This window comes from Paraburkholderia acidisoli (assembly GCF_009789675.1).
GTDB lineage: Bacteria > Pseudomonadota > Gammaproteobacteria > Burkholderiales > Burkholderiaceae > Paraburkholderia > Paraburkholderia acidisoli.
Genome location: NZ_CP046913.1, coordinates 2,672,516 through 2,698,191 on the forward strand (window position 1 = coordinate 2,672,516; position 25,676 = coordinate 2,698,191).

General features: G+C 65.8%; 22 protein-coding genes and 1 pseudogene. 13 read left to right on the forward strand and 10 right to left on the reverse strand.

Annotated elements, in window-relative coordinates; translation table 11 throughout:
- Positions 1–11 precede the first annotated feature (11 nt).
- The 3 genes from ilvA to queF are packed head-to-tail and all read left to right on the forward strand — an operon-like array spanning position 12 to position 3,355.
- A complete protein-coding gene (gene ilvA / locus FAZ98_RS11740; protein ID WP_158951371.1) occupies positions 12–1,538 on the forward strand; it encodes a threonine ammonia-lyase, biosynthetic in 1,527 nt (508 codons plus the stop codon).
- Positions 1,539–1,544: 6 nt separating this feature from the next.
- On the forward strand, positions 1,545–2,534 hold the full coding sequence (locus FAZ98_RS11745) for a 5'-nucleotidase (RefSeq protein ID WP_158951372.1): 990 nt from the start codon (positions 1,545–1,547) through the stop codon (positions 2,532–2,534).
- On the forward strand, positions 2,531–3,355 hold the full coding sequence (gene queF, locus FAZ98_RS11750; RefSeq protein WP_158951373.1) for an NADPH-dependent 7-cyano-7-deazaguanine reductase QueF: 825 nt from the start codon (positions 2,531–2,533) through the stop codon (positions 3,353–3,355). The genes FAZ98_RS11745 and queF overlap by 4 nt, the downstream gene beginning before the upstream one ends.
- A 101-nt stretch (positions 3,356–3,456) precedes the next feature.
- Here the strand turns inward: queF and mtgA are convergent, their stop codons facing one another.
- The 5 genes from mtgA to mpl form a co-directional block, all read right to left on the reverse strand.
- A complete protein-coding gene (gene mtgA, locus FAZ98_RS11755; protein ID WP_158951374.1) occupies positions 3,457–4,239 on the reverse strand; it encodes a monofunctional biosynthetic peptidoglycan transglycosylase in 783 nt (260 codons plus the stop codon).
- Between the two features lie 31 nt (positions 4,240–4,270).
- Positions 4,271–5,158 (reverse strand): shikimate dehydrogenase, encoded by an 888-nt coding sequence (gene aroE / locus FAZ98_RS11760; RefSeq protein WP_158951375.1) that lies wholly within the window; start codon positions 5,156–5,158, stop codon positions 4,271–4,273.
- Positions 5,155–7,329, reverse strand: a complete 2,175-nt coding sequence (locus FAZ98_RS11765; RefSeq protein WP_158951376.1) for a ribonuclease catalytic domain-containing protein — start codon at positions 7,327–7,329, stop codon at positions 5,155–5,157. Before FAZ98_RS11765 ends, aroE begins: the two co-directional genes overlap by 4 nt.
- 132 nt (positions 7,330–7,461) lie before the next feature.
- Positions 7,462–8,037, reverse strand: coding sequence for a YqiA/YcfP family alpha/beta fold hydrolase (locus tag FAZ98_RS11770; RefSeq protein ID WP_158951377.1), 576 nt, complete (start codon positions 8,035–8,037; stop codon positions 7,462–7,464).
- Positions 8,034–9,446, reverse strand: coding sequence for a UDP-N-acetylmuramate:L-alanyl-gamma-D-glutamyl-meso-diaminopimelate ligase (gene mpl, locus FAZ98_RS11775; RefSeq protein WP_158951378.1), 1,413 nt, complete (start codon positions 9,444–9,446; stop codon positions 8,034–8,036). The genes FAZ98_RS11770 and mpl overlap by 4 nt, the downstream gene beginning before the upstream one ends.
- A 431-nt stretch (positions 9,447–9,877) precedes the next feature.
- Here mpl and FAZ98_RS11780 point away from each other — a divergent pair, with 431 nt between their 5' ends.
- The 10 genes from FAZ98_RS11780 (at position 9,878) to FAZ98_RS11830 (ending at position 18,974) form a co-directional block, all read left to right on the forward strand.
- Positions 9,878–10,522: a UDP-N-acetylmuramate--alanine ligase gene (locus FAZ98_RS11780; RefSeq protein WP_158951379.1), complete on the forward strand. Its 645-nt coding sequence runs from the start codon at positions 9,878–9,880 to the stop codon at positions 10,520–10,522.
- Positions 10,523–10,567: 45 nt separating this feature from the next.
- A complete protein-coding gene (locus FAZ98_RS11785) occupies positions 10,568–11,125 on the forward strand; it encodes a TlpA family protein disulfide reductase (protein ID WP_158951380.1) in 558 nt (185 codons plus the stop codon).
- 194 nt (positions 11,126–11,319) lie between these two features.
- Complete coding sequence (aroQ, locus tag FAZ98_RS11790; protein ID WP_158951381.1) at positions 11,320–11,772, forward strand: type II 3-dehydroquinate dehydratase; 453 nt, start codon at positions 11,320–11,322, stop codon at positions 11,770–11,772.
- A 109-nt stretch (positions 11,773–11,881) separates the two neighbouring features.
- Positions 11,882–12,352 carry an acetyl-CoA carboxylase biotin carboxyl carrier protein gene (accB, locus tag FAZ98_RS11795; protein ID WP_158951382.1) on the forward strand — a complete coding sequence of 157 codons (471 nt, stop codon included), beginning with the start codon at positions 11,882–11,884 and terminating at the stop codon, positions 12,350–12,352.
- 170 nt (positions 12,353–12,522) lie between these two features.
- Positions 12,523–13,890 (forward strand): acetyl-CoA carboxylase biotin carboxylase subunit, encoded by a 1,368-nt coding sequence (gene accC / locus FAZ98_RS11800; RefSeq protein ID WP_158951383.1) that lies wholly within the window; start codon positions 12,523–12,525, stop codon positions 13,888–13,890.
- Between the two features lie 3 nt (positions 13,891–13,893).
- Positions 13,894–14,790, forward strand: a complete 897-nt coding sequence (gene prmA / locus FAZ98_RS11805) for a 50S ribosomal protein L11 methyltransferase (RefSeq protein ID WP_158951384.1) — start codon at positions 13,894–13,896, stop codon at positions 14,788–14,790.
- A 141-nt stretch (positions 14,791–14,931) separates the two neighbouring features.
- Positions 14,932–16,776: a zinc-ribbon and DUF3426 domain-containing protein gene (locus FAZ98_RS11815; RefSeq protein WP_233272608.1), complete on the forward strand. Its 1,845-nt coding sequence runs from the start codon at positions 14,932–14,934 to the stop codon at positions 16,774–16,776.
- A gap of 101 nt (positions 16,777–16,877) precedes the next feature.
- A complete protein-coding gene (tpx, locus tag FAZ98_RS11820) occupies positions 16,878–17,378 on the forward strand; it encodes a thiol peroxidase (protein ID WP_158951385.1) in 501 nt (166 codons plus the stop codon).
- A 101-nt stretch (positions 17,379–17,479) separates the two neighbouring features.
- Positions 17,480–18,421, forward strand: coding sequence for a carbohydrate kinase family protein (locus tag FAZ98_RS11825; RefSeq protein WP_158951386.1), 942 nt, complete (start codon positions 17,480–17,482; stop codon positions 18,419–18,421).
- A 76-nt stretch (positions 18,422–18,497) separates the two neighbouring features.
- Positions 18,498–18,974, forward strand: a complete 477-nt coding sequence (locus tag FAZ98_RS11830; RefSeq protein WP_158951387.1) for an outer membrane lipoprotein — start codon at positions 18,498–18,500, stop codon at positions 18,972–18,974.
- Positions 18,975–19,314: 340 nt separating this feature from the next.
- Here the strand turns inward: FAZ98_RS11830 and FAZ98_RS11835 are convergent, their stop codons facing one another.
- The 5 genes and pseudogenes from FAZ98_RS11835 to FAZ98_RS11850 form a co-directional block, all read right to left on the reverse strand.
- Complete coding sequence (locus FAZ98_RS11835) at positions 19,315–19,980, reverse strand: histone H1-like DNA-binding protein (protein ID WP_158951388.1); 666 nt, start codon at positions 19,978–19,980, stop codon at positions 19,315–19,317.
- Positions 19,981–20,008: 28 nt separating this feature from the next.
- Positions 20,009–20,330 (reverse strand): annotated as a pseudogene (locus FAZ98_RS35600) (hypothetical protein).
- Positions 20,331–20,424: 94 nt separating this feature from the next.
- Positions 20,425–21,648, reverse strand: a complete 1,224-nt coding sequence (locus FAZ98_RS11840; RefSeq protein ID WP_158951389.1) for a ribonucleotide-diphosphate reductase subunit beta — start codon at positions 21,646–21,648, stop codon at positions 20,425–20,427.
- Between the two features lie 153 nt (positions 21,649–21,801).
- On the reverse strand, positions 21,802–22,155 hold the full coding sequence (locus FAZ98_RS11845; protein WP_158951390.1) for a hypothetical protein: 354 nt from the start codon (positions 22,153–22,155) through the stop codon (positions 21,802–21,804).
- 151 nt (positions 22,156–22,306) lie between these two features.
- The gene (locus FAZ98_RS11850; protein ID WP_158951391.1) at positions 22,307–25,297 is read right to left on the reverse strand and encodes a ribonucleoside-diphosphate reductase subunit alpha; all 2,991 of its coding nucleotides are present in this window, start codon (positions 25,295–25,297) and stop codon (positions 22,307–22,309) included.
- Positions 25,298–25,676 lie beyond the last annotated feature (379 nt).

Genomic DNA, 25,676 nt, shown 5'->3' on the forward strand with positions numbered 1-25,676 from the left:
CGCGTCCTCGCATGGCTTCCCACGACGATTACCTGAAGAAGATCCTCACCGCCCGCGTCTATGACGTCGCCCGCGAAACGGAACTCGAGCCCGCGCGCAATCTCTCCGCCCGCATTCGCAACCGCGTCTTCCTCAAGCGCGAAGACAACCAGCCGGTGTTTTCCTTCAAGCTGCGCGGCGCCTACAACAAGATGGCCCATCTCACGCCCGCGCAGCTCGAGCGCGGCGTGATCACCGCCTCGGCGGGCAATCACGCGCAGGGCGTCGCGCTTTCGGCGGCGCGCCTCGGCGTGAAGGCCGTGATCTGCGTGCCCGTCACCACGCCGCAGGTCAAGGTCGATGCCGTGCGCGCCCACGGCGGCGCGACCGTCGAGATCGTCCAGGCGGGCGAATCCTATAGCGACGCCTACACGCACGCCGTGCAGCTTCAGGAAGAACGCGGCCTGACCTTCGTGCATCCCTTCGACGATCCCTACGTGATCGCCGGCCAGGGCACCGTCGCCATGGAAGTGCTGAGCCAGCATCAGGCCCCGATTCACGCGATCTTCGTGCCGATCGGCGGCGGCGGCCTCGCGGCGGGCGTGGCGGCCTATGTGAAAGCGGTGCGGCCCGAGATCAAGGTGATCGGCGTGCAGACCGACGACTCCTGCGCCATGGCCAGGTCGATGAAGGCGGGCGAGCGCGTCGAACTGAGCGAGGTCGGCCTGTTCTCGGACGGCACGGCCGTCAAGCTCGTGGGCGAGGAAACCTTCCGGCTGTGCCAGCAGTATCTCGACGATGTGCTCACCGTCGACACCGACGCGCTGTGCGCCGCCATCAAGGACGTGTTCCAGGACACGCGCAGCGTGCTCGAACCGGCGGGCGCGCTGGCCGTGGCGGGCGCGAAGCAGTACGCCGAACGCACGGGCGTCGAAGGCCAGACACTCGTCGCGATCACCTCGGGCGCGAACATGAACTTCGACCGCATGCGCTTCGTGGCGGAACGCGCCGAAGTGGGCGAGGCGCGCGAGGCCGTGTTCGCCGTGACGATTCCCGAGGAACGCGGCAGCTTCAAGCGCTTCTGCGAACTCGTGGGCACGCGCAGCGTCACCGAATTCAACTACCGTATCGACGACGCCGAGCGCGCGCATATCTTCGTGGGCGTGCAGATCCGCAATCGCGGCGAGTCGCAGGAGATCGCGCAGACCTTCGTTTCGCACGGTTTCCCCACGGTCGATCTCACCGGCGACGAACTCTCGAAGCAGCACATCCGCTACATGGTGGGCGGCCGCTCGCCGCTCGCGCACGACGAGCGCCTGTTCCGCTTCGAGTTTCCGGAGCGGCCGGGCGCGCTGATGCGCTTTCTCTCTTCGATGGCGCCGAACTGGAACATCAGCCTGTTCCACTACCGCAACCAGGGCGCGGATTACAGCTCGATCCTCGTCGGTATTCAGGTGCCTGCCGCCGAACACGCGGAATTCAGCCGCTTCCTCGCCACCATCGGCTATCCGTATTACGAGGAAACGCAGAACCCCGTGTATCGGCTGTTCCTCGCCTGACGCACCGTGTCCGTCTCGCTCACCGACAAGCTCGTCGTCGCCATTTCGTCGCGCGCCCTCTTCGACTTCGAGGAAGAAAACCGCGTGTTCGAAGCGGGCGACCTCGGCGCCTACGAACAGCTCCAGCGCGAGCGCCTGAACGTGCCCGCGCGGCCTGGCGTCGCGTTTGGGCTCATGCGCAAGCTGCTCGCGCTGAACACGGGCGCGCATCACGTCGAAGTCGTGATCCTCTCGCGCAGCGACCCGATCAGCGGCCTGCGCGCGTTCAGCTCGTGCCGCGAGCACGGCCTGAACATCCAGCGCGGCGTGTTCACGCGCGGCCGCACGCCGTGGCATTACCTGAAGCCGCTCAACGCGTCGCTATTTCTATCGGCGAATCCGGACGACGTGCGGGCCGCGCTCGAAGCGGGCTTTCCCGCCGCGCGCGTGTTCCCGCGCGTCTTCCCACGACCCGACGCGAATTCGGCGACAATGTCGGCTGCCAGCGCGGATCGCAACGCGAACGAAATTCGCATCGCGTTCGACGGCGATGCGGTGCTGTTTTCCGACGAAGCCGAGCAGATCTTCCAGCAGCAAGGCCTGGGCGCCTTCGTGAGCCACGAGCGCGACAACCGCGACCTGCCGCTCGCGCACGGCCCGCTGCAGCCGCTGCTCGCGGCGTTGCACCGGCTGCAGAAGCTCGCGGACGGCAACGCGCAGAACATGCGCATCCGCACCGCGCTCGTGACCGCGCGTTCGGCGCCCGCGCACGAACGCGCGATCCGCACGCTGATGGCCTGGAACATCGAAATCGACGAAGCGATGTTCCTCGGCGGACTCGAAAAAGGCCCGTTCCTGCGCGAGTTCGAACCCGATTTTTTCTTCGACGACCAGATCCGCCATTGCGAATCCGCGCGCTCGGTCACGGCGACCGGACACGTCGCGCTCGGCGCGGCCAATGCCGCCCCGGGCCTCGCAACGGCCAGCCACACAACCGCAGACACCCGCGCACCATGACTCCCGAACACTCTCCGCTCGGCAAGCCCGCCGCCTACACCGAACAGTACGACGCCACGCTGCTGTTCCCGATCCCGCGCGCCGGCGCGCGCGAGCAGATCGGCATTGGCGCGCGACTACCCTTCTTCGGCACCGATATCTGGAACGCGTACGAGTTGTCGTGGCTCAACGCGCGCGGCAAGCCGCAGATCGCCATCGCCACGTTCTTCATTCCGGCGGATTCGCCCAACATCGTCGAATCGAAGTCGTTCAAGCTCTATCTGGGCTCGTTCGCGCAAACCGCGTTCGAGTCCGCCGACGCGGTGCGCGACACCATCAAGCGCGATGTGTCGGCGGCCTGCGGCGCGTCGGTGTCGGTGAAGTTCGATCAGCCGGGCGGCTTCGGCAAGCTTCCGTTCGAGGAATTCGAAGGCCTCTCGCTCGACCGTCTCGACCTCGACACTGAGATCTATCACCCGGATCCCACGCTGCTGAAGGCGGCGCTGGACGAGTCGCCGGTGGAAGAAACGCTGGTCTCGAATCTGCTGAAGTCGAACTGCCCGGTCACGGGCCAGCCCGACTGGGGCAGCGTGCAGATTCACTACGTGGGGCCGCAGATCGATCAGGCCGGTCTGCTGCGCTACATCATCTCGTTTCGCAATCACACGGGCTTTCACGAGCAATGCGCCGAGCGCATCTTCATGGACATCCTGCGCGAGTGCAAACCGGACCGGCTCGCGGTCTACGCGCGCTACACGCGGCGCGGCGGCCTCGACATCAATCCGTTCCGCACCAACTTCAATATGCCGATGCCGGATAACGCGCGGCTCGCGCGCCAGTAAGCGCCCGGCTTTTCGCCGGCGTTTTACGGGCTACCAACGAAAACGCGCCGCTATTGCGGCGCGTTGTTCATTGCGGCGAGCGATTCGTCAAAGCGCTCAGCTCAATGCGGCAACTCCGCCGCGCCCATGCGCCGCGCGATCACGCCGCTGCGCTGCGCGAGATACGCGGAGTTGCGATGCTCGTCGAAGTATTTCGGGCGCGGCAGCATGACCGCGAGCCGCGCCGACTGCCACGGCGTGAGTTGCGCCGCCGTGCTGCGGTAGTAGTAACGCGCGGCCGCCTGCGCGCCATACACGCCGTTGCCCCACTCCACCGAATTCAGATAGATCTCGAAGATGCGCTCCTTGTCGAGCAGCGCTTCCAGCATCCACGTGATGATGAGTTCCTGGCCTTTGCGGATATAGCTCTTTTCGCGCGACAGAAACAGGTTGCGCGCGAGTTGCTGCGTGATGGTCGAGCCGCCGCGCACGATATGGCCGCGCTTCTTGTTGCGCTCCCACGCCTGCAGGATGGCGTCGGTTTCGTAGCCGTTGTTGTTGACGAAGTTGGCGTCTTCCGAGGCGATGATCGCGCGCTTCAGGTTGCGCGAAATCTGCTCGTACGGCACCCATTGGTGCTGGATCGCGAGATCGGGACGCTCGCTCGCGAGCCGCGCGGCGTCCGAGCGCATGAACGCCGTGGTTTGCGGATCGACAACATTCCAGAGCGCGATCTGCGCGAGATAGAACACCTGCAAGCCGATCCACGCGATCGCGAACACGCTCGCCACGTAGACGATCCAGCGCAGCGCGCCGGGCCGCGAGCCGCGCGCGTTGCCGTTGCGCAGCGGCGCGCGCCGCAGCGTCTTGTGCGGCGCCTGCGCGCCGATCGCTTCCCTGCGCATGGCGTCGTCTCCCCTGGAGTTTTTCGTGCGATCAGGCCGGCTGCGCCGCGAGTTGCGCGCGCAGCAGGGCAAGCACCGGCGCGCCTTCGGGGCGCACGCCGCGCCAGACGAAGAACGACTCGGCGGCCTGTTCGACCAGCATGCCCAGGCCGTCGGCCGCGCGCGCGCCGAGTTGTTCCGCGTGACGCATGAACACCGTGGGCTGCGCGCCGTACATCATGTCGTAGGCGAGCGTGTTCGCCCCGAACGCGCGCGCGTCGCATTCGGGCAACGCGGCGTCCAGACTGCCGGCCGTTGCATTGACGATGACGTCATAAGGTTTCGCCTCGGCCGAATCGCGAAAGACCGCTTCCGGTCCGCCGCCGCTGACGAGACAACCGGCTTCGCGCGCCGCGCCTTCGAACTGCTCGATGAGCGCGTGCGCCTTGGGCGCCGTGCGATTGACGATGGTGATCTCGCGCGGCTTGCGCTCGAGCATCGGCAACACGACGCCGCGCGCCGCGCCGCCCGCGCCGAGCAGCAGCACGCGCGCGCCCGCGAGCGAGACGCCGAGATTCACTTCGATGTCGCGCACGAGGCCGAAGCCGTCGGTGTTGTCGCCGAAAATGCCGTCCGCGTCGAAGCGCAGCGTGTTCACCGCGCCCGCCGCCGCCGCGCGCGGCGACAGACGTTGCGCGAGCGCGTGCGCCTCGAGCTTGAACGGCACCGTGACGTTCAGGCCGCGCCCGCCCGCCGCGCGAAACGCCTGCACGTGCTCGACGAAACCGTCGAGCGGCGCGAGCAGGCGGTCGTATTCCACGCGTTCGCCGGTTTGCTGCGCGAACTGCGCGTGGATGACCGGCGACTTGCTATGCGCGACCGGATTGCCGACCACGGCATAGCGGCCGACTTCCCCGGCACCGGCCTGGTCGACGCTCATTCGCGTGGCTCCGTGGCGTGCTGTTCGTTCGACTGCGCTTGCGCCGACGCGTCGGTTTCGGCGTCGGTTTCCGCCGCGCCTGCTTTGCTGCCCGTTTCGTCGTCCGTTTCGCCGCCTGCTTCGCCCTCGTCCGCTTCGGCGATCGCTTCGGCTTCGCTTTGCGCGGAGTCGTCGGCGGCTTCGATCAGCTCTTCGTCATCGCCCGCCTCTTCTTCGGGCTGTTCACCGCTCGTCACGACCGGCGCGTCGAGCACGCGCAGCATGCGCACCGAAGCCTCGATCGTCAGTTCGTCGATCGACAGCACGTCCATCATCAGACGCGTGCCGCGCGCGTGCACGCCGAGCGCGGGCACGTGCATGAGCAGCGGCACTTCCTCGAAGCGCACGAGGTCGTCCTTCACCACGCTCGCCGGGAATTCGCGGCGCGCCTCGCGGCCGCCCTCGCCGCGCATTTCCTGCTGGAGCCAGCGCAGGCACCAGAAGTACTCCATGCGGCGCTGATGGTCGGCGTACGCGGAATAGGTTTCGTCGAAGCCCTGCACGACGGCGAAGAGATCGGCGTCTTTGGGCTTGAACGGCGCGACCAGCTTCGCGGCCACGCCGTGCTCGACGCACGCGAGCAACTGCCACTGGTTCACGAGGTCGACGTAACGGCGCAGCGGCGAGGTGCTCCACGCGTACTGCGCGACGCCCAGGCCTTCGTGCGGCGCGGCGTTGGTCTGCATGCGCGTGCGCTTCGGGCCCGTGGGCGCGCCGAACGCGCGCTGCGAGCGGTAGATGCCCGGCACGCCGTGGTCGTGCAGGAACGCACCCCACGTGGAGTTCGCCAGAATCGCGAGTTCCGCGACGATCATGTCGAGCGGCGACCCGCGGCGGCGCGGCGTGATGCTGACGTGCTCGCCGTCGACATAGAAGTTGTAGTCGGTGTTGCGCTGCACTTCGCGGCGCAGGCCGTAACCCGCGCGCGCCTGCTGGCGCTTTTCGAACAACGCCTGCGCGAACGGCCACAGCACGGCGATGTCGTCCTTGTGCGGATACTCGCCCGTGCCGGCGGCGAGCGTTTCTTCAGTCACGAGTTCGTCGAGCGTGTTGTGGCGCAGGTTGCTCTTCACGAACACGCGCTCGGCGCGCGTTTCGGTGGCGACGATCTCCTGCGTCTCGCGGTTCACGATGCTGTAGAGCGACAGCGCCGGGCGCATGCCGCCTTCCTTCAGCGTGAAGGCGTCGACGAAATCGTCGGGCAGCATGGTGATCTTGTCGCCGGGCATGTACACCGTGGACAGGCGCGTGCGCGCCACGGTGTCGGCCGTGTCGCCACGGGCGATGCCGAGCGCCGGCGCCGCGATGTGAATGCCGATGCGCACGCGGCCGTCGGCGAGATGCTCGATCGAGAACGCGTCGTCGATTTCGGTCGTGGTGACGTCGTCGATGGAAAACGCCTGCACGTGGTCGGCGGCGTCGGGCAGATCTTCGGGCAGCGCGCCCACTTCCACGGCCGGAAAGCCGGTGCCGTGCGGGAAGAATTCGGCGAGAAAGCGCGCCTCGTGCAGCGCGCGCGGCGACGCGACGCCGCCGGTTTCGAGCATCAGGCGCGGCATGGAAATGCCGCGCGCGGCGGCCGCGGCTTCGAGCGCCTTGTATTCGATCGAGTTCTTGTCCGGCTTCGTGAGCAGGCCGAGCGCCTTGCCCGCGAACGCCTCGGGCAGCTTGCCCGCCTTCAGTTCTTCCTCGTAACCGGCCTGCACCAGCGCCTGCTGGCGCTTGCGCTCGAGCGAGGCGAGCGCCATCTTGAGCTGCTCTTCGGGCGCGCGCTGATACTGGCCGCGGCCCTTGCGGCGGAAGTAGACGGGCGAGCCGTGCAGACGCAGCACGAGCGCCGCGCGCTCGACCGGGCCGAAGGTTTCGCCGAAGTACTCGCTCGCGAGCGCGGTGAACGCGAACTCGTCGGCGGGCGCGCATTCCCACAGGAAGTCGAGATCGATGTCCTGCGACGCGGCTTCCGCTTCGGTCATCAGTTCGGCCGCGGCGGGCTTTTCGAACTCGATCAGCACGTCCTTCGCGCGCACCTTGGCGCGGCGACCGCCCGGCAACTCGACCTGGAAGGCGTCGCCCTGCTTCGACAGCACGCTGCCGGCCTTGAAACTGCCCGATTCCTCAAAGAAAACGTTCACTCAACACTCTCGTTCAGACTTGCTTCGACCGCCGGCGCGGGGGCGCGGGCGGTGCTGCTGTATACATATAGGCGTTCGGCGCGCGGCTCTCGTTGCTGACGGCCGCACACGCCGGACGATGGCGACGACGCTTCAGGGCGCGTCGCAGAACCGGATCACTTCGTCCACGTAATCGGCGAATTCGCTGATGCCATGATCGCTGCCTTCGATCAGGTGCGTGGCCACACCCGGATAGTGCGCAAGCATCTCGCGGTAATCGAGCACTTCGTCGCCGGTGGCGGCGATCAGATAGTAGCGCGCGGACTGCGTGACCGACGCCACGGCGAGCGCGCGCAGTTCGTCCAGATGGCGCGGCTCGACGACGATGCTGCCGCCGCCGTGCCACAGCGGCTGCTCGCCGAGATACTTCGACAGATCGCGGTCCGGCACCACGGCCGGATTGAGCAGCACGGCGCGCCAGCCGTGCTGTTCCGCGAGAAACGTGGCGAAGAAACCGCCGAGCGAACTGCCGACGAGCGTGACGCGCTCGCCTTCCTTGCGCTGGGCGGCGATCTCGCGCTCCACGAGTTCGAGGGCTTCCCGCGGAGAAACCGGCAGCGTCGGGCACAGCCATTCGCCGCCGCGCCCGAGTTCGCTCAGCCGCGCCGCCAGCAGGCGCGCCTTGAACGACTGCGGCGAGGAGCGAAAGCCGTGCAGATAGACGATCACGCCGCGCTCCCGCCGGTGCGTGCGGAAAGCGCGTCGAGCAGCTTTTGATGCACGCCGCCGAAGCCGCCGTTGCTCATCACCAGCACCTGGTCGCCGGGACGCGCCGCCGCGACCACGGCCTTCACGAGCGCGCCGAGATCGTGGAATGCATGCGCCTTTTCGCCGAGCGGCGCGAGCGCGCCCGCGAGATCCCAGCCTAGTGCATCTTTGCCGCCGGGCGCGCCGTAACCGAACACGAGGTCGGCGTCGGCGAGACTCGCGGGCAGCTGCGCCTTCATCACGCCGAGCTTCATGGTGTTCGAACGCGGCTCCAGCACGGCCAGAATGCGCGTGGGTTGCCCCGCCGCGCCGCGGCCCACACGCGTGCGCAAACCCGCAATGGTGGTCTCGATCGCCGTGGGATGGTGCGCGAAGTCGTCGTAAACGGTCACGCCATCCACGCTGCCGCGCACTTCCATGCGGCGCTTGACGTTGCGGAAGCTGCCGAGCGACTGCGCGGCCTGCGCGGGCGGCACGCCCACGCTGCGCGCGGCGGCGATGGCCGCGAGCGCGTTCAGGCGGTTGTGCTCGCCCTGGATCTGCCAGTCGACCACGCCCGCGCGCTCGCTGTTGTGATAGACGGCGAAGCGCTCGTCCACGGCCACGCCGTCCTCGGCCGGCAGCGCCTGCCAGCCGCCATCCACGCCGAAGCGCTCGACCTCGCTCCACACGCCGCGCGCGAGCACGCGTTCGAGCGCGTCCGAGCGGCCGTTCGTGACGATGCGGCCTACGCCCGGAATCGTGCGCACGAGGTGATGGAACTGCGTTTCGATCGCGGCGAGATCGGGGAAGATGTCGGCGTGATCGAATTCGAGGTTGTTCAGGAGCGCCGTGCGCGGGCGGTAATGGACGAACTTCGAACGCTTGTCGAAGAACGCGGTGTCGTATTCGTCGGCTTCGATCACGAAGAAGCTCGAATCGGTGAGGCGCGCCGAAATGCCGAAATTGAGCGGCACGCCGCCGATCAGGAAGCCGGGATTCAGGCCCGCGTCTTCGAGCAGCCACGCGAGCATCGAACTCGTGGTGGTCTTGCCGTGCGTGCCGGCCACGGCCAGCACCCATTTGTCGCGCAGCACGTGCTCGCCGAGCCATTGCGGGCCCGAGGTGTAGGGCAAGCCGCGATCGAGGATGGCTTCCATCAGCGGGTTGCCGCGCGAGACCACGTTGCCGATCACGTAGAGGTCGGGGTTGAGTTCGGTCTGGCTCGCGTCGTAACCCTCGATCAGGCGGATGCCCTGCGCTTCGAGCTGGGTGCTCATCGGCGGATACACGCCTGCGTCGCAGCCGGTCACCGTATGACCGGCGCTGCGCGCGAGCACGGCGAGACCGCCCATGAACGTGCCGCAGATGCCGAGGATATGGATGTGCATAAGCCTGTCGCGCCGCGCGGGCGTCGTGAACGGGTTCAGGGATGGGGAAGCCGGGACGGCGGACTGGTGGAACCCGCCTGGGAACGCCGGGGAACCATCGGAAGCCTGCGCCGCCGGAGCAAAGACGGGTATTGTACCCGAGCCGACCGGGGCATTTCGGCGCGCTCGCCGCGTCGCGCCCGGCGGGGCGTGCGCCACGGCATGTTCGCCGCCACGGTTTCCCGCGCCGCGTCTTGCACCGTTTCCCGCCCGCTTCGCGGCGCGCTCGAAGGCGCCCTTTATGATGCACTGCGTGGTGCGCGGTGTGGTGCGCGGTGTGGTGCGCTCCCCTGCGCATTGCCCGGCGCGGCGGCGGGTCTCCGGGCGGCGCCGGCCGTCACGGCGGGCGGCCGTGAAATAGAAGCCACATCGTTCTCTAGTATGATTGACGCATGGTTCGCAGATCACATTTCGATCCCCAGCGCGTGCGCGAGGAAATCGCCCTCGCGGCAGCCCGGATGATCGCCGAAGACGGCTTAGACTACGCCACCGCCAAGCGCAAGGCCGCGAAGCAGGTGGTGGGGGAAACGCGTATCGAGGGCACCTGGTTGCCCGACAACGATCAGATCGAGGAAGAAATCCGCGAATATCAGGCGCTGTTCCAGGGCGACAGCCAGCCGGCGGTACTGCGGCGCCTGCGCGAGATCGCGCTCGAATGGATGCGGCGGCTCGAAGCCTTCAATCCGTTCTTGACCGGCGCGGTGCTCAACGGCACGGCGGGCGAGCATTCCGACATCCATTTGCAGATTTTCTGCGACAACGCGAAGGACGTCGCCATCTGGTTGCTGAATGCGAATATCCAGTACGACGTGTCGGAAACGCGGCACTTCGCGGCGCGCGGGCTCGTGGAGACGCTGAGCTTCATGTGGCGGCCGTCGCGCGCCGAGGAGCCGGTCGGCATTCACGTGGCGCTCTACAATACCGACGACCTGCGCGGGGCGGTACGCGCCGACGGGCGGGGCCGGGTGCCGCGCGCGAACGCGCAGGCGCTCCAGGCGCTCATCGACGAGAGCGGCGCCACCTCTTCCACCACCTGACGCCCGGCTGCGGGCGCGGGTCAACACACTTCTGAAGCGGCAGCGATGAATACGAAACGGATTCTGGCCGGCGTGGCGGTGGCGGCAGTCGCCGCGGGCGGCGGCGTACTGGCGGGGCACTGGGCCGGCGGCGGCAACGCGGCCGTGACCAACGCCGACGCGGCCTCGGTCACGGGCAAGCAGGACGCGGTCGGCCAACTGTGGTCGGCGGCGGTGACCAACCCCGACGGCAAGCCGCAGTCGCTCGCCATCTATAAAGGCAAGCCGGTGGTCGTGAACTTCTGGGCCTCGTGGTGCGGCCCGTGCGTGGAAGAGATGCCGGAGTTGTCGGCGTTGCAGCGCGAGTATGCGAAGAAAGGCATTCAGTTCGTTGGCCTGGGCGTGGATTCGGCCGCCAACATCAAGACGTTCCTGAAGAAAGTCCCCGTCGATTACCCCATCTATATTGCCGGCTTCGGCGGTGCGGACGTGGCACGCGCGTTCGGCAACAACGCGGGCGGCCTGCCTTACACGGTCGTAATCGACGCGAACGGCGCCGTACGCGCGACAAAATTAGGCCAAATCAAGCCCGACGAACTGCGGCACACGCTCGACGCACTTTGACGCAGCGAGCCAACTTGCAAAACCTTAGGCGCCATAAGGCGCCTTTTGCCGTCTAATTTACGGATTTTGACAGAAGATACGGCGCATACGGTGTTACCTGGCACGCACGGGGCCATATCAACGCATCGTAAAACTAGACAAATTTCTCTAATCGGCGCTAAAGTTCGCGCAATTCCACGGAAAAAGAAGCGACCATGACGCGACTGCTGGTTCTGCACGGCCCCAACCTCAACCTTCTCGGCACCCGGGAACCGGAGGTGTATGGCCGCGTGACGCTGCCGCAGATCGATCAGGCGCTCTTCGACCGTGCGGCGGACGCCGGCGTGGAACTGGCGACCTTCCAGAGCAATCACGAAGGCGCGCTGGTCGACCGCATCCAGGCGGCCCGCACCGAGCAGACCGACTTCATCCTGATCAACCCGGCCGCGTACACGCACACCAGCGTCGCCATCCGGGACGCGTTGGCGGGCGTCGGCATTCCGTTCGTGGAGATCCATCTCTCGAACGTGCATCGGCGCGAGCCCTTCCGGCATCACTCGTATTTTTCCGACCAGGCCGAAGGCGTTATCTGCGGTCTCGGCTGGAAGGGGTATCTCTACGCGCTCGAATACGCGCTCGACCGGCTCGCCGCCGGCCGTGCCGCCTGATTCGCGCGCGTCGGGCGACCCTCACTCAAGACAACACCCAACCCGTGCCGGGCGCAACGTTTGCACAGTGCGCCGGCATCTCACGTATTCAAAGCAAAGGGGCTGCACCATGGATCTACGTAAGCTGAAGACTCTGATCGACCTCGTCTCCGAATCGGGCATCTCGGAACTCGAAGTCACCGAGGGTGAAGGCAAGGTGCGCATCGTCAAGAACGCGCCGCCCGTTTACGTGCAGCCGAGCGCGCAGTACGCCGCGCCGATGGCCGGTGCGCCGTTCGCGGCACCGGGCGTCGCGGGCGAAGCCACCCCGGCCGCCGCTGCGGCCGCCGTGCCGGCCGTGCCGCAGGGCCATGTCGTGACCTCGCCGATGGTGGGCACGTTCTACCGCGCGCCGTCGCCGGGCGCCGACCCGTTCGTGCAAGTGGGCGACACGGTGAAGGAAGGCCAGACGCTGTGCATCATCGAAGCGATGAAGCTGCTCAACGAGATCGAGTCGGACACCGCCGGCGTCGTCAAGGAAGTCCTCGTCGAGAACGGCCAGGCCGTCGAATACGGCCAGCCGCTCTACGTGATCGCCTGAGTTGTCTCGTGCGCGGCGCGGCCCTGATCGAGGGCGCGTCGCGCTTGCCGCGCGGCGGGCGCACGCCTTGCGCCGCCCGCGTGGCCGATCCGCCGAGTTGTGCCAACTCCGATCGACAGGCGCGCCTTCGATGAAATCCATGGCGCCCATTGATGAGTCGAATACCCACCATGTTTGAAAAAATCCTCATTGCCAATCGTGGCGAAATCGCGCTCCGCATTCAGCGCGCGTGCCGCGAACTCGGCGTCAAGACGGTCGTCGTCTATTCGGAAGCCGACAAGGAAGCCAAGTACGTGAAGCTCGCCGACGAGGCGGTCTGTATCGGCCCGGCGCCTTCGAACCTGAGCTATCTGAACATGCCGGCGCTGATCAGCGCGGCCGAAGTGACGGACGCCGAAGCGATCCACCCCGGCTACGGCTTCCTCTCCGAGAACGCCGACTTCGCCGAACGCGTGGAGCAGTCGGGCTTCACGTTCATCGGCCCGCGTCCGGAAACGATCCGCATGATGGGCGACAAGGTCACCGCCAAGCAGACGATGATCAAGACCGGCGTGCCGTGCGTGCCGGGCTCGGAAGGCGCCCTGCCCGACGATCCCAAAGAAATCGTGAAGATCGCGCGCACGATCGGCTACCCGGTCATCATCAAGGCGTCGGGCGGCGGCGGCGGTCGCGGCATGCGTGTCGTGCACACGGAAGCGGCGCTCGTGAACGCGGTCAACATGACCAAGGAAGAAGCGGGTCGCGCCTTCGGCAATCCGCAGGTGTACATGGAGAAGTACCTCGAGAATCCGCGTCACATCGAGATTCAGGTGCTCTCCGACTCGTTCAAGAACGCCGTGTGGCTCGGCGAGCGCGACTGTTCGATGCAGCGCCGCCACCAGAAGGTGATCGAGGAAGCGCCGGCGCCGGGCATCGCGCGCCGCCTGCTCGACCGTATCGGCGACCGTTGCGCCGACGCCTGCAAGAAGATGGGCTATCTCGGCGCGGGCACGTTCGAATTCCTGTACGAAAACGGCGAGTTCTACTTCATCGAAATGAACACGCGCGTGCAGGTCGAGCACCCGGTCACGGAACTGATCACGGGCATCGACATCGTGCAGGAACAGATCCGCATCGCCGCGGGCGAAAAGCTGTCGTTCCGCCAGCGCGACATCCAGTTGAAGGGCCACTCGATCGAGTGCCGTATCAACGCGGAAGATCCGTTCAAGTTCACGCCGTCGCCGGGTCGCCTGACCTCCTGGCACATGCCGGGCGGTCCCGGCGTGCGCGTGGATTCGCATGCCTACAATGGCTATTTCGTGCCGCCGAACTATGATTCGATGATCGGCAAGCTGATCACCTACGGCGCGACGCGCGAGCAGGCCATTCAGCGTATGCGGATCGCGCTCTCGGAAATGGTCGTCGAAGGCATCTCGACCAACATTCCGCTGCACCGCGAGTTGATGCTCGACGCCAAGTTCGTCGAAGGCGGCACGAGCATTCACTACCTCGAAAGCCGTCTGGCGGAACGTCAGGCCGTGAAGAAGGACGAAGCGTAATTCATGAGCTACCGGGAACTGATCGTCGAGCTCGAGCGTGACCGCGCCGAAGAACTCTCCGACGCGCTGATCGAACTTGGCGCCCTTTCGGTGTCGGTGGAAGACGCCGACGCCGACACGCCCGACGAGCAACCGCTCTTCGGCGAACCGGGTCTCACGCCCGAGCGCACCGCGTGGCAGCACTCGCGCGTGATCGCGCTGATCGGCGCCGATCAGGACCCCGCCCTGCTGCTCACGGCCGCTTCAAACGAGCTCGCGCTCGCCGAAACGCCGAAATTTTCGCTGCGCGAAGTCGAGGAACAGGACTGGGTGCGCCTGACGCAATCGCAGTTCGATCCGATCCCCATCGGCGAGCGCATCTGGGTCGTGCCGTCGTGGCACGACGCTCCGGACCCGAGCGCGCTGGTGCTCGAACTCGATCCGGGCCTCGCGTTCGGCACGGGCAGCCATCCCACCACGCGCCTGTGCATGGAGTGGCTCGAGCAGCACGTGAAGCCGGGCAATTCCCTGCTCGACTACGGCTGCGGCTCGGGCATCCTCGCGATCCTCGCGCAGAAGTGCGGCGCGAACCCCGTGATTGGCATCGACATCGACCCGCAGGCGGTCGAATCGGCGCGTCACAACAGCGAGCGTAACCACGCCGAAGTCACCTACGGCCTGCCCGACGACTGCCCGGCGGGCGAGTTCGACATCGTCGTTGCCAACATTCTTTCGAATCCGCTGAAGCTGATGGCGTCGATGCTGAGCGCGCGCGTGAAGCCGGGCGGCCGCCTCGCGCTGTCGGGCATCCTCGCCCGTCAAGCCGACGAAGTCGCGCAGGTCTACGCGCGCTGGATCGACATCTCGGTGTGGCGCGAGCACGAAGGCTGGGTCTGTCTCGCGGGCACGCGTCGCGCGTAAGCCGCGCGCATTTCGATCCGCGCGTCCCGTCACGCGCCGCGTTCGGTCCCTTGAGCGCGGCCGTGAGTCGTAGGTGGCAAGCGATTGACAGTAGAATGGCGGGTATCGCCAACCCTCCGGTCTATCCAGATCTCGGCCCCCATGCTTCTGGCAACGCGCTGCCCCTTCTGTGAAACCGTATTCCGCATTCAGCCCACGCAGCTTGCCGTGCGGCGCGGCCTCGTGCGTTGCGGACATTGCCAGGAAGCGTTCGACGCATCGGGCAGTCTGTACGAAGTGGCCGAGGGCAGCGATTTCTCGCATGCCGTGCCGGTCACGGCGGAAGTCGCGGCGAGCCTGACCGCGCCGCTCGATCCGCAGAGCGCGCTGCATCCCGCACTCGACGCGGCGCTGAACGGCGCATCGTCTGTCGATGCCGAAGCGTTCGCGCCCGAGCAGCCCGTGACACCCACGGTTTCTCCAGTGCCCGAAGCGATCGAAGAGCCGCGTGATACGTCCGTCGATGAGCCGATCGTTGAGCCGATGGTTGAGCCAATCGTTGAGCCAACATTCGGGCACGAGCTTGAGCCCGGGATCGCGGCCACGCCAGCCGCCGAGCCAGTTGCGCCAGCGGTCGCACAGCCCGAAGCCGCGCCGCAAAAGCCGGCCGTGGCACCGAACTTCTCGAATCGCGCGTGGGACCCGTGGGCGCCGCCCTCGGACAGTCATATCGACCCGCGTCTGCAATACAACGCCGATCATCTGCCGCAAGCCAGCCTCGCCCCGAGCGCCACGCCGGGCGTGACACGTGGCGTGGAGTCTCGCATCGTCGTCGATGATGGCGAGCCGACGCTCACGCGTGAAACCGTGGCATCCGAAGCCGCGCGTGAAGCGTCGCGGCTCGAAGCCGCAGCGCGCCACGAAAGCGCGACGCCTCAAACGGCGGCGTCCGCCCTGCCCGCGCACGCGGCAGTCGCGCCGGAGGCTGTGGCGGAACCCATCGACGTGCCGGTGCCCGCGGCTCGCGCGGCCGCGCCCGCCGCTCAAACGTCGCAAACCGCGCAGGCGGCGCAAGCCTTCCACGCTGCTCAAGCACCGCAAGCCGCGCCCGCTCCGCAGCCCGCTCCGCCCGTACAACCCACGGAACCCGCACAAGCCGCCGAGCCGTTCCCGCCCGCCACGCGCTGGACGCGCGTGGAGCCGGGTCTCGCGGCCGCTGCGCCCGTCGAGCCCACGTTCTCGGGCCAGGAACCGGCGCACGCCCGCCTCGACGACTCCGAACCGACGCTCGTCAACCGCGCCCACGACGCCCCGCGCGAGTCGGATCGTGAAGCGGATCGTGAAGCGGCCCATGAAGCGGCGGCCCGCGAACCTCGCGGCTTCGAGCCCGAAGCCGCGCATCGCGGTGGCTGGCAAGCGGCACCCGAAACCGCCGCGCCGGCCTTCAGCGCGCTCGAGCCCAACGAAGGCGGCCAGTCGTTCGCCGTCACGCGCGAAGCACCCGCCCGCGCACGCGCCGGGCGCCGCGCCGGTTGGCGCGTGCTGGGCGCGATCGTCGCGCTCTTGCTGTTCGCGCTCTTCGTCGTGCAGATCGCCTGGTGGCAGCGCGAAACGGTAATGGTTTATTGGCCCAATTCGCAGCCGCTGTATCTGAAGGCCTGCGCGCAACTCGGCTGCCGCGTGCTGCCGCCGCGCGACATCGACGGTCTGCTGGTCGAACCGTCCGATCTGCGTCAGGTCGACAACGAGCCGCATCACCTCGAACTGAAGGTGCCGTTGCGCAACCGCTTCAACGTGGCGCTCGCCTACCCGGCCATCGAGCTGTCGCTGCTCGACCGCCAGAACAATATCGTCGTGCGCCGCGTGCTGTGGCCGCAGGATTACGTCACGCCCGGCACGCGCGTGGAAGCGGGTCTGCCCGCGCACACCACGCAAACCATGATCGTGCGGCTCGACACCGGCGACGTGGTGGCATCGAATTTCCGCATCGAGATTTTCTATCCCTGAGCGGTTCGTCTTACGCGGGCGCGCCCAGGCGGGCCCGCGCAATTTCCGCGTCCGGCCTCATCGGGCGCCATTCATCACTACACGCATTCGGAGAGCACATCATGAGTCAAGTCACGCTAGGCGGTAACCCGATCGAAGTCGCCGGCACGTTCCCGAACGTCGGCCAGAAGGCGCCCGCGTTCTCGCTCGTCGGCAAGGACCTGAAGCCCGTCGCGCTCGCCGATTTCGCGGGCAAGCGCAAGGTGCTCAACATCGTCCCGAGCCTCGACACGCCGACCTGCGCCACCTCCACGCGCAAGTTCAACGAAGCCGCCGCCAAGCTCGACAACACGGCGGTGATCGTGATCTCGGGCGACCTGCCGTTCGCGGCATCGCGCTTCTGCACGACCGAAGGCATCGAAAACGTCGTCACGGCGTCGACGTTCCGCGGCCACGAGTTCGCGCAAGCCTACGGCGTGGACGTCACGAGCGGCCCGCTCACCGGCCTGACCGCGCGCGCCGTGGTCGTGCTCGACGCGAACGACAACGTGATCCACGCCGAGCGCGTCAGCGAAATCAAGAACGAACCGAACTACGACGCCGCGCTCGCCGCGCTGAAGTAATCCGGCGGCGGCGCGCGCCTTTCGTTGCGATGCGCGCGGCTGTGCCGCCGCGCACCGGCCGCCGCGCCGCCCTACCCACCACGCTCTACAGGAATTCCGCCTTGGCTACGCTGATCTGCGGCTCGCTCGCCTACGACAACATCATGACCTTCGAGGGTCGCTTTCGGGAGCACATCCTGCCCGAGCAGGTGCATATCCTGAACGTGAGCTTCCTCGTGCCGACGATGCGCCGCGAGTTCGGCGGCTGTGCCGGCAATATCGCCTACGCGCTGCATCTGCTCGGCGGCGACGCGCGCATCATGGCCACGCTCGGCGCCGCCGACGCGCAGCCTTACCTCGATCGCCTCGACACGCTCGGTCTTTCGAAGGCGCACGTGCGCGTGCTGCCCGACACCTGGTCCGCGCAGGCGATGATCACCACCGATCTCGAAAACAATCAGATCACCGCGTTCCACCCGGGCGCGATGATGCAATCCCACCTGAACCGCGCCGACGAAGCGCCCGGCATCAAGCTCGGCATCGTCGCACCGGACGGTTTCGACGGCATGGTTCAGCACGTCGAGCAGTTCGCGAAAGCCGGTGTGCCGTTCATCTTTGACCCAGGTCAAGGTTTGCCACTGTTCGATGGTGCGTCTTTGCGCCACGCCATTGAACTTGCGACTTACGTAGCGGTCAACGATTACGAAGCCAATCTCGTGAGCCATCGCACGGGCTGGTCGCTCGAGGAAATCGCGAGCCATGTCGAAGCGCTGATCATCACGCGCGGCGAACACGGCTCGCAGATCTACCACGGCGGCAAGATCGAGGAAATTCCGCCGGTCAAGGCCGCGCAGGTGCTCGATCCGACCGGTTGCGGCGACGCCTTCCGCGGCGGCCTGCTCTACGGCATCGAGAATGGCCTCGACTGGGCGACCTCGGGACGTCTCGCGAGCCTCATGGGCGCGCTCAAGATCGAACATCAAGGACCGCAAAACTACGCGCCCACGCGGGCGCAGATCAACGAACGGTTCAAGGAAGCATTCGGCTACGAGCTGACGAAGTAACAGCCACGCGAAAGGCCGAATTGAACGGGGCGCGGCGCGAAGGTGCGCGCGCCTCAGGTAGTAGGGAGCTACGGGTATGAAAACAACGAGTCGTCTGATTGTCGCTGCCGTCGTCGCGGGTTCGCTCGCGCTGTCCGGCTGCGCGTATAACAGCAGTTCCGCCGACGTCTATACGGCCTCGCAGGCGCAGCGCGAGCAAACGGTGCGCATGGGCACGGTCGAAAGCGTGCGCGCGGTGAAGATCAGCTCGAACAACGGCCAGCCTAGCGGTCTCGGCGCCGTGGGCGGCGGTGCGCTCGGCGCGGTGGCCGGCAGCGCGATCGGCGGCGGACGCGGCTCGATCGTCACGGGTATCATCGGCGGTATTGCAGGCGCGGTGGCTGGCAACGCGGTCGAAAACGGCGTGGCCGTTCACGACGGCCTCGAGATCACGGTGCGCCTCGACAACGGCGACTATCGCGCCATCACGCAGTCCGCCACGGGCGAAGTCTTCAACGCGGGCGAGCGCGTGCGGCTGCTGTCGAGCGCCGGCGTCACCCGCGTGACGCACTAACACGCTGCACGTTTAAAAACGCGGCAGTCACAGCGCCGCACGCATCACCCTTTTCCCCTGTACCGCAGAGGCGCTTGCGCCGGATGCGGAACCTCAGGCGCATGTGCTCCCCTGTGCATGCGCCTTTTTTCATGCCCGCGCGATTTGCCACCCGGCCTCGCGCCATGCCCCGACGCAATTCGTTGGCAGACCTGACGAATCGTAAGCATAAAAAAATCCCGCCGCGGGAAACCCGGCGGCGGGATCAGGATCGAGTCTTGCGAACAGTGCCGCCCGACTCGACCGGAATACTTGGCGAAGCGCGGAAACCGTGTTGCGAGCGCGCTTCGCCTGGTACTGCTTACGGACGGCTGCCGGTCGGGAACGGCCATGCTGCGGCCGGATTCAGGGCAGTCTTCACCGTGGCTGCGGGAGCAGCCGGTTGCGCAGCAGCAGCGGGCGCAGCAGGCGCGGCAGCCGCAGCCTTCTTCGCGGGCGCCTTCTTGGCAGCAGCCTTCTTCGCAGGCGCGGCCTTCTTGGCAGGCGCGGCCTTCTTCGCAGCAGCCTTCTTGGCAGGCGCGGCCTTCTTCGCAGCAGCCTTCTTCGCGGGCGCGGCCTTCTTGGCAACAGCCTTCTTCGCTGCGGCCTTCTTCGCCGGCGCGGCCTTCTTGGCCGGCGCTGCCTTCTTCGCAGCAACCTTCTTCACCGCGACCTTCTTGGCGGCAACCTTCTTCGCTGCGGCCTTCTTCGCCGGCGCTGCCTTCTTCGCGGCAACCTTCTTCACCGCGACTTTCTTGGCGGCAACCTTCTTCGTTGCGACCTTCTTCGCTGCAACCTTCTTGGCGGCGGCCTTCTTCGCCGGTGCTGCCTTCTTCGCAGCAACCTTCTTCACGGCGACTTTCTTCGCTGCGACCTTCTTGACCGCAACCTTCTTCGCTGCGACCTTCTTCGCCGGAGCCGCCTTCTTCACTGCAACCTTCTTCGCTGCGACCTTCTTGGCCGCCGGTTTCTTCTTGGCAGTTGCCATTTTTTTCTCCTTCAGGTTCAGATGAGAGTCAGTTCAAACTACACCCTTCGTCAAAACCCGCCTTCCCGCGAACGCTTCTCAGGGCGCGCGCTACGAAGCGGGCTATTCATCGGCGTACGCTGATCCCGCGCGCTTACGCTAATGAATGCGGTAAGGCAGCGCCGTGCCACACGGCACAGCGCTGCCAAAGTCAATCCGGTATCGGCTACCGACACCGGCCAACGTTCGTTGAAGGCACAGGCCACATGGCCTGCGCGCTTTTCCGGGGGGAAGTTTGCCCATCCCACTGAAGGGTTCGCAAAGTGCCAGTCATGTCGGTAAGCCACCGGGGCTCCGGGCACTAATTGCATCAGGCGTTCCTGCTCCTTGGTCATCATGCCGGTCGAGGCAGCACGCGCGCCGCCTCCGGCATCCCCTAAAGACTTGCTCCGCAGTGCGCCCGGGTTATTCCCAGGACAGCGCACCGCCCGTCTGATATTCGATCACGCGCGTCTCGAAGAAGTTGCGTTCCTTCTTCAAGTCGATCATCTCGCTCATCCACGGGAACGGGTTCTCTTCGTTCGGGAACAGCGGGTCGAGGCCGATCTGCTGGCAACGACGGTTGCAGATGAAGCGCAGATAGCTCTTGAACATCGACGCGTTCAGACCCAGCACGCCGCGCGGCATGGTGTCTTCGGCGTAACGGTACTCGAGGTCGACCGCGTGCTTGAAGAGCTCACGGATTTCCGCACGGAACTCGGGCGTCCACAGGTGCGGGTTTTCGAGCTTGATCTGGTTGATGAGGTCGATGCCAAAATTACAATGCATCGACTCGTCGCGCAGAATGTACTGGTATTGCTCAGCCGCGCCGGTCATCTTGTTCTGACGACCGAGCGCCAGAATTTGCGTGAAGCCCACATAGAAGAACAGACCTTCCATGATGCAGGCGAACACGATCAGCGACTTGAGCAGCGTCTGGTCCGATTCGAGCGTGCCGGTCGTGAACGCGGGATCGGTCAACGTCTGGATGAACGGGATCAGGAATTCGTCCTTGTCGCGGATCGACTTGACCTCGTGGTACGCGTTGAAGATCTCGCCTTCGTCCAGACCGAGCGATTCGACGATGTACTGGTAAGCGTGCGTGTGGATCGCTTCTTCGAACGCCTGGCGCAGCAGGAACTGGCGGCATTCGGGCGCCGTGATGTGCCGGTAGGTGCCGAGCACGATGTTGTTTGCGGCGAGCGAGTCGGCCGTAACGAAGAACCCGAGGTTGCGCTTCACGACACGACGCTCGTCTTCGGTCAGACCGTTCGGGTCTTTCCAGAGCGCGATGTCGCGGGACATGTTGATTTCCTGCGGCATCCAGTGGTTCGCGCAGCCGGCGAGGTACTTCTCCCAGGCCCACTTGTACTTGAACGGGACCAACTGGTTCACGTCGGTCTGGCCGTTGATGATGCGCTTGTCGGCGACATTCACGCGGGCTTCGCTCGAAACCGGCGCTTGCGGCGGCGGAGCAACGGCGAAGTCGGCGGAGAAAATGTTGGTCGCCGAGGAAGCCTGAGGAGTGGAACGCACACCAAACTGCGCTTGTGCAGTTTGGACAGCCTCACCCGCGGGGTTGCGCATTGTGTTTTGCTGCGCACCGCTCGACGGAGTTACGGCCGTGTTCTCGTCATCCCAGTTGAGCATAAATGTCACCATCAATTTAGATCGGTTTGTACCATCTTTTCGTGAGCGGTAAAAGGGTTCGCACACGAAAAAGCCTGTTTTCGATTCGCGTTGCGACCTCGATACAACACTTTGTGATCGCGATACGACGATCGACTCGTCATCGACTCGCGATCATCTCGTGCTGTCGTTGCCGATGCGTCGCGCGAGCGTCGTATCGGCCATGCAATCGAAGGTCTTCACATGAATCGCGAGCGTCTGTGAATGGCTGCATTCGCAGCGCTCGTTTTCACTCCTGCGTACTCGTCTCGCACGTCTCGCGGCAACCGTTTCATCCTGCGTTTCTGCTGCGATTGCGTTGCGGTTTCGTGCGATCCGTACGTGCTCCTCGTCGTCTCTCGTGTCGATGCCGCGCTGCGCTTCGGGTCGCTGTTCGACGTGCGCCGCGCGTGTCCCGAGCCTGTCACGAAACTCCAGGGAATCCTGAAGCTTTTGCGAAACGACTCGCGTGCGAGTCGAGGCGTGCATGGCGCACGTCGCCGGGAGCGAGGCGGCGCGCATCGCGCGCGCCGCGTTTCGTTGTTGCTTGCGACTGCTGCTGGCTACTGTTTACTAGTGTGCCGCGGTGCGTCGCCCGACGCGCGTGGCGTTGCGCCGCGCGCCGGACGATTCGTCTGCCTTACTGGCAAGCCTCGCACTCTTCGAAGCCCGCGTCGCCCGGACGCATCATGCACACCGGACCTTCCGCTTCCGGTGCGGCTTCCACGGCGGGTTGCTGCGCTTGCGCCGAGGCGAGCACGCTCGAACCGCCGCTGGCGCCGTTCGCACCGCTCGCGCCATTCGCGCCGAAGCCCGCACCACCGGCACCGCCCGCGCCACCCGTCGGCACGGCGTTGAGCGCGCCGTGCGCAACCGTCGACTTCTCGACGTGCGTGGCCGCCATCGTGCGGAGGTAGTACGTCGTCTTCAGGCCGCGAACCCAGGCGAGCTTGTAGATCTCGTCGAGCTTCTTGCCCGATGCGCCGGCCATGAAGATGTTGAGCGACTGCGCCTGGTCGATCCACTTCTGACGACGCGAGGCCGCTTCGACGAGCCACGTCGGATCGACTTCGAACGCCGTGGCGTACACGGCGCGCAGATCGGCGGGCACGCGGTCGATGCGCGAGAGCATGCCGTCGAAGTACTTGAGGTCGGCGACCATGACTTCGTCCCACAGGCCGCGCGCCTTCAGGTCACGCACGAGGTAGTCGTTCACCACCGTGAATTCGCCCGAGAGGTTCGACTTCACGTAGAGGTTCTGGAACGTCGGCTCGATACACGGCGAGACGCCGATGATGTTCGAGATCGTCGCGGTGGGCGCGATCGCGATGCAGTTCGAATTGCGCATGCCGTGCTGGGCGATGCGCTCGCGCAGCGACGTCCAGTCCATCGTCTCGCTCGTGTCGACTTCCACGTAGCCGCCGCGTGCCTGCTCGAGCAGCTTCAGCGTGTCTTGCGGGAGGATGCCGCGATCCCACAGCGAGCCGCGGTAGGTCGAGTAGCGGCCGCGCTCGGCTGCCAGTTCCGTCGACGCCCAGTAAGCGTAGTAGCAGACGGCTTCCATCGAGCGGTCGGCGAACTCCACCGCTTCTTGCGAAGCAAACGGCGTGCGCAGCACGTGCAGGCAGTCCTGGAAGCCCATGATGCCCATGCCGACCGGACGGTGCTTCAGGTTCGAGTTACGCGCCTTCGACACCGCGTAGTAGTTGATGTCGATGACGTTGTCGAGCATGCGCATCGCCACGCTGATGGTGCGCTTGAGCTTGTCGTGGTCGAGCGCGAACGTGCCGTCGGCCTGTTCGACCATGTGCGCCACGAGGTTCACCGAGCCGAGGTTACACACGGCGATTTCCGTGTCGCTCGTGTTCAGCGTGATTTCCGTGCACAGGTTCGACGAGTGGACGACGCCCACGTGCTGCTGCGGCGAACGGATGTTGCACGGATCCTTGAACGTGATCCACGGGTGACCCGTTTCGAACAGCATGCCGAGCATCTTGCGCCACAGTTGCGCGGCCGGCAGCTTCTTGAACAGCTTGATCTCGCCGCGCGCGACCTTGTCTTCGTAAGCCGTGTAAGCCTTTTCAAAGTCCGCGCCGAACAGGTCGTGCAGATCCGGGCAGGTCGACGGCGAGAACAGCGTCCAGTCGCCGCCTTCCATCACGCGCTTCATGAACAGGTCGGGAATCCAGTTCGCCGTGTTCATGTCGTGGGTACGACGGCGGTCGTCGCCCGTGTTCTTGCGCAGCTCGAGGAATTCTTCGATGTCGAGGTGCCACGATTCCAGGTACGCGCACACCGCGCCCTTGCGCTTGCCGCCCTGGTTCACGGCCACGGCCGTGTCGTTCACCACCTTCAGGAACGGCACGACGCCTTGCGACTTGCCGTTGGTGCCCTTGATGTGCGAACCGAGTGCACGCACGCGCGTCCAGTCGTTGCCCAGACCGCCCGCGAACTTCGAGAGCAGCGCGTTGTCCTTGAGCGCTTCGTAAATGCCGTCGAGGTCGTCGGCGACCGTGGTCAGGTAGCACGACGAGAGCTGCGAGCGGTGCGTGCCCGAGTTGAACAGCGTGGGCGTGGACGACATGAAGTCGAACGACGAGAGCACGTTGTAGAACTCGATCGCGCGCGCTTCACGGTCGATCTCGTTGAGCGAGAGGCCCATCGCCACGCGCATATAGAATGCCTGCGGCATTTCGATACGCGTGCCGTGCACGTGCAGGAAGTAGCGGTCGTACAGCGTTTGCAGGCCGAGGTAACCGAACTGCAGGTCGCGGTTCGCGTTGAGCGCGTTGCCCAGACGCTTGAGGTCGAACTGCTGGAGCTTGTCGTCGAGCAGGCCGGCTTCCACGCCGCGCTTGATGAACTGCGGGAAGTAGTCGGCGTAACGCACGGCCATTTCGGCTTGCGTGACTTCCTCTTCGAGAATTTCGCGACGGATCGTGTGCAGCAGGATGCGCGACGTGACCTGGCTGTACGCCGGATCCTTTTCGATCATCGTGCGAGCCGCGAGAATGGCCGAGTCGTAGACCTGCGTCATCGGCACGCCGTCGTACAGGTTCTTCACCGTTTCCGCGACGATCGGGTCGGGGTTGACCGCGTCGCCGAGACCGTCGCACGACGAGACGATCAGCGCGCGCAGCGCGTGCATGTCGAGCGGGCGCGTGACGCCGTTGTCCGTCACGTTGATGCCGGGCGCCGCCGCCGCTTCCGGCGCGTGCGTGCGTTCCTGGCTGCGCTTCTCGCGATACAGCACGTAGGCGCGCGCGACGTTGTGCTCGCCGCCGCGCATCAGCGCGAGTTCGACCTGATCCTGAATGTCTTCGATATGGAACGTGCCGCCGTTCGGGCGGCTGCGCACGAGCGCGCGCACCACGTTCTGCGTGAGCTGCTCGACGAGTTCGCGCACACGCGCCGAACCCGCGCCCTGGCCGCCGTTCACGGCGAGGAATGCCTTCGTCATCGCGATCGCGATCTTCGACGGCTCGAACGACACCACGCTACCGTTGCGGCGAATCACCTTGTGGTCGGCGAACTGCTGCGCGCTCGACTGGCCGTCCTGCGTCTGGCCGCCCAGGTTGTGCGCGGCGGGCGCGCCTTCATACCGGGTCGAGACGTTATCGGTCGTTTGCATGTGCAAAGCTCCTGTGGTCCTGGAAAGGTGCGAAGAGGAATTCGCGAATTAGTACGGACGCCGACGTCGTGCCCCCGTGTGCACGCTCGATCGAGCGGAGAGAAAAAGTCAGCCTGGCGAAGCTGCCGGATGGGACAAGGCAGATGAAACTCGAACGACTGCGGACTTCATCGTGGATGTCGCGATCATTGGCTGCACCTTCTCTCTTGGATTGCTGCCGGTGCGCCGGTTCTTTCTACCGACGACACCGAAACCAGTTTCTTTTTTTCCTATGCCGCTAATGCCTGCGGCGCCATGCTCGAAGAGCGGGGCGCCGCGGTACAACACAACATATGGTGTAAAGCTGTGATTCGGGTACGAAGTATAGTGGAAGTTGCCG

What these genes read in the sequence shown, in the direction of transcription:
- ilvA (WP_158951371.1), top strand. Translation starts at nt 12, where the DNA reads ATGGCTTCCCACGACGATTACCTGAAGAAGATCCTCACCGCCCGCGTC.
- queF (WP_158951373.1), top strand. Translation starts at nt 2,531, where the DNA reads ATGACTCCCGAACACTCTCCGCTCGGCAAGCCCGCCGCCTACACCGAA.
- mtgA (WP_158951374.1), bottom strand. Translation starts at nt 4,239, where the DNA reads ATGCGCAGGGAAGCGATCGGCGCGCAGGCGCCGCACAAGACGCTGCGG.
- aroE (WP_158951375.1), bottom strand. Translation starts at nt 5,158, where the DNA reads ATGAGCGTCGACCAGGCCGGTGCCGGGGAAGTCGGCCGCTATGCCGTG.
- mpl (WP_158951378.1), bottom strand. Translation starts at nt 9,446, where the DNA reads ATGCACATCCATATCCTCGGCATCTGCGGCACGTTCATGGGCGGTCTC.
- FAZ98_RS11780 (WP_158951379.1), top strand. Translation starts at nt 9,878, where the DNA reads ATGGTTCGCAGATCACATTTCGATCCCCAGCGCGTGCGCGAGGAAATC.
- FAZ98_RS11785 (WP_158951380.1), top strand. Translation starts at nt 10,568, where the DNA reads ATGAATACGAAACGGATTCTGGCCGGCGTGGCGGTGGCGGCAGTCGCC.
- aroQ (WP_158951381.1), top strand. Translation starts at nt 11,320, where the DNA reads ATGACGCGACTGCTGGTTCTGCACGGCCCCAACCTCAACCTTCTCGGC.
- accB (WP_158951382.1), top strand. Translation starts at nt 11,882, where the DNA reads ATGGATCTACGTAAGCTGAAGACTCTGATCGACCTCGTCTCCGAATCG.
- accC (WP_158951383.1), top strand. Translation starts at nt 12,523, where the DNA reads ATGTTTGAAAAAATCCTCATTGCCAATCGTGGCGAAATCGCGCTCCGC.
- prmA (WP_158951384.1), top strand. Translation starts at nt 13,894, where the DNA reads ATGAGCTACCGGGAACTGATCGTCGAGCTCGAGCGTGACCGCGCCGAA.
- FAZ98_RS11815 (WP_233272608.1), top strand. Translation starts at nt 14,932, where the DNA reads ATGCTTCTGGCAACGCGCTGCCCCTTCTGTGAAACCGTATTCCGCATT.
- tpx (WP_158951385.1), top strand. Translation starts at nt 16,878, where the DNA reads ATGAGTCAAGTCACGCTAGGCGGTAACCCGATCGAAGTCGCCGGCACG.
- FAZ98_RS11830 (WP_158951387.1), top strand. Translation starts at nt 18,498, where the DNA reads ATGAAAACAACGAGTCGTCTGATTGTCGCTGCCGTCGTCGCGGGTTCG.
- FAZ98_RS11835 (WP_158951388.1), bottom strand. Translation starts at nt 19,980, where the DNA reads ATGGCAACTGCCAAGAAGAAACCGGCGGCCAAGAAGGTCGCAGCGAAG.
- FAZ98_RS11840 (WP_158951389.1), bottom strand. Translation starts at nt 21,648, where the DNA reads ATGCTCAACTGGGATGACGAGAACACGGCCGTAACTCCGTCGAGCGGT.
- FAZ98_RS11845 (WP_158951390.1), bottom strand. Translation starts at nt 22,155, where the DNA reads ATGCACGCCTCGACTCGCACGCGAGTCGTTTCGCAAAAGCTTCAGGAT.
- FAZ98_RS11850 (WP_158951391.1), bottom strand. Translation starts at nt 25,297, where the DNA reads ATGCAAACGACCGATAACGTCTCGACCCGGTATGAAGGCGCGCCCGCC.